Raw genomic sequence first — 4,139 nt, 5'->3', positions numbered from 1 at the left:
TTCTCGCCGTGGGCGCGCAGAGCTTCGGAGAGGCCACCGAACAGATCGCCGAAGTCTACATGGCTGCCGCCAAGTCCATGATGAAAAATGGAAAACTCAACGGCGTCGCCGACGAAGGCGGCGTCTGGCCCGACTTCACCGCCAACGAGGAGGGGCTCGAACTCCTGACCCGCGCCATCGAGGCTGCCGGCTTCCGCCCCGGCGCCGACATCGCCATCGCCCTCGACGTCGCCGCCACCTCGTTCTACGCCGACGGTGCCTATCGCCTCGCGCTCGAGAACAAGTGCCTCTCGACCCTCGAGATGATCGAGCTGCTGGAGAAATGGGTCGCCGCGTACCCCATCGTCTCGCTCGAAGACCCCCTCGCCGAAGATGACGACGAAGGTTTTGCCGAGATCACGCAGCGGCTTGGAAAGTCCATCCAGATCGTCGGCGATGACTATCTTACCACGTCTGAGTCCCGTGTTGCCCTTTCCGCAGCACGCGGCTGCTGTAATTCGGTGTTGCTCAAATCGAACCAGTGCGGCACCTTATCGGAACTGATGGCGGCAAGCACGCGCGCCAGGCAGGTTGGTTGGAATACCATACAGTCAGGTCGTTCCGGAGAAAGCGAGGACGTGACGCTCAGTCATCTCGCCGTCGGGCTGATGTCGGACCAGATCAAGGTCGGATCGATGACGCGCTCGGAACGGACGGCCAAATGGAACGAGGTTATCCGCATCGAGGGCTATTGCGCCGCACCGTCGTATTGGAGATTCAACGTTCCACAGAATTGAGGTACGTGCCTGAAATGGCCGTTAGGGGATGGTATTGACATTGGGCAATGGCAGGAAGGGTGCGGGCCGGCCGGTTCGCGTGGAGGACGTGGCAAGGGTCGCCGGCGTCTCGCCCATCACCGTGTCGCGGGCGCTCTCATATCCCGACAAGGTCAAGGAGGAGACGCGCACCCGTGTGCTCGAAGCCGTGGCGCAGACCGGCTACGTGGTCAACCGCTTCGCCTCCTCGCTGCGCTCGGGCCACTCCAACATCATCACGGTGTTCGTCTCGAGCCTGCTCAACCCGCATTTCGCCACCTCGGTGCAGGGAATTGTCGACGCCGTCGAGGGCAGTTCCTACCACCTGATGTTCGCCCAGACCGGCTATTCCGAAATGCTCGAGATCGACGTCGTCGAGTCGGTGCTGCCGTTCCGCCCGGCGGGCGTGGTCTTCACCGGCGTCGTCCGCGCCGACCAGACCCGCACCGCGCTGCAGAATCTCGGCATCCCGGTGATGGAGATGTGGGGCAATCGCCCCGACCCGATCGACATGCTGGTCGGCTCGTCGAGCTACGATGCCGGCCGCCTGATGGGTGAGCATTTCGGCGAGTGCGGCTTCCGCCACGTCGCCTATTGCGGCCACACCATCGACCGCACGGCGCAGCGCATCGACGGCTTCCGCGACGGCCTCGCCAAATTCGGCCTCGAGCTCGAGCTGGTCCACCCCAAGGACGGCACCCGCAACTTCGCCGACGGCATGAACGCGCTGGACGAGATCCTGGAAGCGCTGCCGGACTGCGACGCCATCTTCTTCGGCACCGATGTCCTCGCCTCGGGCGCCATCGTCCGGGCGGTCGACCGCGACATCGACATCCCCGGGCGCGTCGCCATCGCCGGCTATGGCGATCTCGATTTCACCCCCCATGTCCGCCCCTCGCTCACCACGCTGCACGTCTCGAGCTACGAGATGGGCTACGAGGCCGGCCGCATGCTGCTGAAGCGGCTCAACGGCGAAGCCATCTCCAACCTCGTTATCCTGCAACCCATCCGCCTCGAAGCCCGCGACAGCACCAACCGTTGAGAGAGAAACGACACCCGCTTGCGCGGGTGCTCGTGGATGCCACACAGCCCCGGAGGGTCTCCCTCCCCCTGTTGAGGGGGAGGGGACAGGGGTGGGGGTCCACACCCACCGGGCCCGCCGGCCAGCAAGCCAGCCCCCACCAACCAGCCCCATTGCCACAGGATATCCCGATCTCTATCATCCCACCCCGTACGATCCTCCCTCAATCGAAGGAATGCCTGCCCAGTCCGTTCGGATTGGGCTAAGGATCGTCGAAACAGCCTGTTGCATTGAGGAGATCACTATGAGTTCGGGTAATGGCGCGACCGCCAAGGGCGGCAAGAAACTGAGGTCGCGCGCCTGGTTCGACAATCCGGAAAACCCGGACATGACCGCGCTCTATCTCGAGCGCTATCTCAACTACGGCATCTCGCGCGAAGAGCTGCAGTCGGGCAAGCCGATCATCGGCATCGCCCAGACCGGCTCCGACCTCTCGCCCTGCAACCGCCACCACATCGAGCTCGCCAAGCGCGTCCGCGAGGGCATCCGCGAGGCCGGCGGCATCGCCATCGAATTCCCGGTCCACCCGATCCAGGAAACCGGCAAGCGCCCGACCGCCGGGCTCGACCGCAACCTCGCCTATCTGAGCCTCGTCGAAGTGCTCTACGGCTACCCGATCGACGGCGTCGTCTTGACCATCGGCTGCGACAAGACCACCCCCGCCATGCTGATGGGCGCCGCCACTGTCAACATCCCGGCCATCGCGCTCTCGGTCGGCCCGATGCTGAACGGCTGGTTCAAGGGCGAGCGCACCGGCTCGGGCACCATCGTATGGAAGGCCCGCGAGATGATGGCCGCCGGCGAGATCGGCTACGAGCAGTTCATCGAACTCGTCGCCTCGTCCGCCCCGTCCACCGGCTACTGCAACACCATGGGCACCGCCTCGACCATGAACTCGCTGGCCGAAGCCCTGGGCATGCAGCTCCCCGGTTCCGCGGCGATCCCCGCGCCCTATCGCGACCGCCAGGAAATCTCCTACCGCACCGGCAAGCGCATCGTCGAAATGGTGCACGAGGACCTGAAGCCCTCCGACATCCTGACCAAGGACAACTTCATCAACACCATCGTGGTGAACTCGGCCATCGGCGGCTCGACCAACGCCCCCATCCACATCCAGGCCATCGCCCGGCATATCGGCGTCGAGCTTGAGCTGCAGGATTTCCAGACCTACGGCCACAAGGTGCCGCTGCTGGTCAACATGCAGCCCGCCGGCGAGTATCTGGGCGAGGACTACTACCATGCGGGCGGCGTGCCGGCGGTGGTCAACGAGCTGATGTCGCAGGGCCTGATCCGCGAGAACGCCCCCACCGTCAACGGCAAGACCATCGGCGAGAACTGCCGCAACACTCCCATCCAGGACCACAAGGTCATCCGCCATTTCGACAACGCCCTGAAGAAGGAAGCCGGCTTCCTCGTCCTTCGCGGCAACCTCTTCGACTCGGCGATCATGAAGACCTCGGTGATCTCCGAGGAGTTCAAGCAGCGCTACCTCAACGACCCGGTCCATCCGAACATGTTCGAGGGCAAGGCCGTGGTCTTCGACGGCCCGGAGGATTACCACCACCGCATCGACGATCCCTCGCTGGAGATCGACGAGCACACCCTGCTGTTCATGCGCGGCGCCGGCCCGATCGGCTATCCGGGCGCCGCCGAAGTCGTCAACATGCGGCCGCCCGACTACCTGATCAAGAAGGGCATCACCTCGCTCGCCTGCATCGGCGACGGCCGCCAGTCCGGCACCTCGGGCTCCCCCTCGATCCTCAATGCCTCGCCGGAAGCCGCGGCGGGCGGCAATCTCGCCATCCTCAAGACCGGCGACCGGGTGCGCATCGACCTCAACAAGGGCGAAGCTGACATCCTCATCTCCGCCGAGGAGATCGAGCAGCGCCGCGCCGAACTGCATGCGGCAGGTGGCTACAAGTACCCGGCGCACCAGACCCCGTGGCAGGAAATCCAGCGCGGCCTCGTCGACCAGCTCGGCAACGGCGCCGTGCTCAAGCCCGCCGTCAACTACCAGCGCATCGCCCAAACCCAGGGCATCCCCCGCGACAACCACTGATCGCGGCGGAGCGAATGACAAAGGCCCGGAGCGATCCGGGCCTTTTTGTTTGATCTGTCAGTCGGGAAATCCTCTCCCGTTTACGGGGGAGGGGGACCGGCCATAGGCCGGTGGAGGGGGGTGCACCTTGCGCTGGGTCTGTTACCTCAGTCCCCTCCATTCCTGCCCCAATCCCACCCCAACCACCGTCATCCTCGGACTTGAT

At 64.7% G+C, this 4,139-nt stretch carries 3 protein-coding genes; all 3 read left to right on the top strand.

The window, feature by feature from the left end; genetic code table 11:
• On the top strand, window positions 1-776 hold a 776-nt coding region (locus JWQ89_RS00860; protein ID WP_299637597.1), incomplete at its 5' end, for an enolase C-terminal domain-like protein.
• A 34-nt stretch (window positions 777-810) separates the two neighbouring features.
• A complete protein-coding gene (locus tag JWQ89_RS00855; RefSeq protein WP_299637595.1) occupies window positions 811-1,836 on the top strand; it encodes a LacI family DNA-binding transcriptional regulator in 1,026 nt (341 codons plus the stop codon).
• Window positions 1,837-2,119: 283 nt separating this feature from the next.
• Window positions 2,120-3,934, top strand: coding sequence for an IlvD/Edd family dehydratase (locus JWQ89_RS00850; protein ID WP_299637593.1), 1,815 nt, complete (start codon window positions 2,120-2,122; stop codon window positions 3,932-3,934).
• Window positions 3,935-4,139 lie beyond the last annotated feature (205 nt).

Source organism: Devosia sp., assembly GCF_028290645.1.
Lineage (GTDB): Bacteria > Pseudomonadota > Alphaproteobacteria > Rhizobiales > Devosiaceae > Devosia_A.
This window is presented reverse-complemented; position numbering and strand designations above follow the sequence as displayed.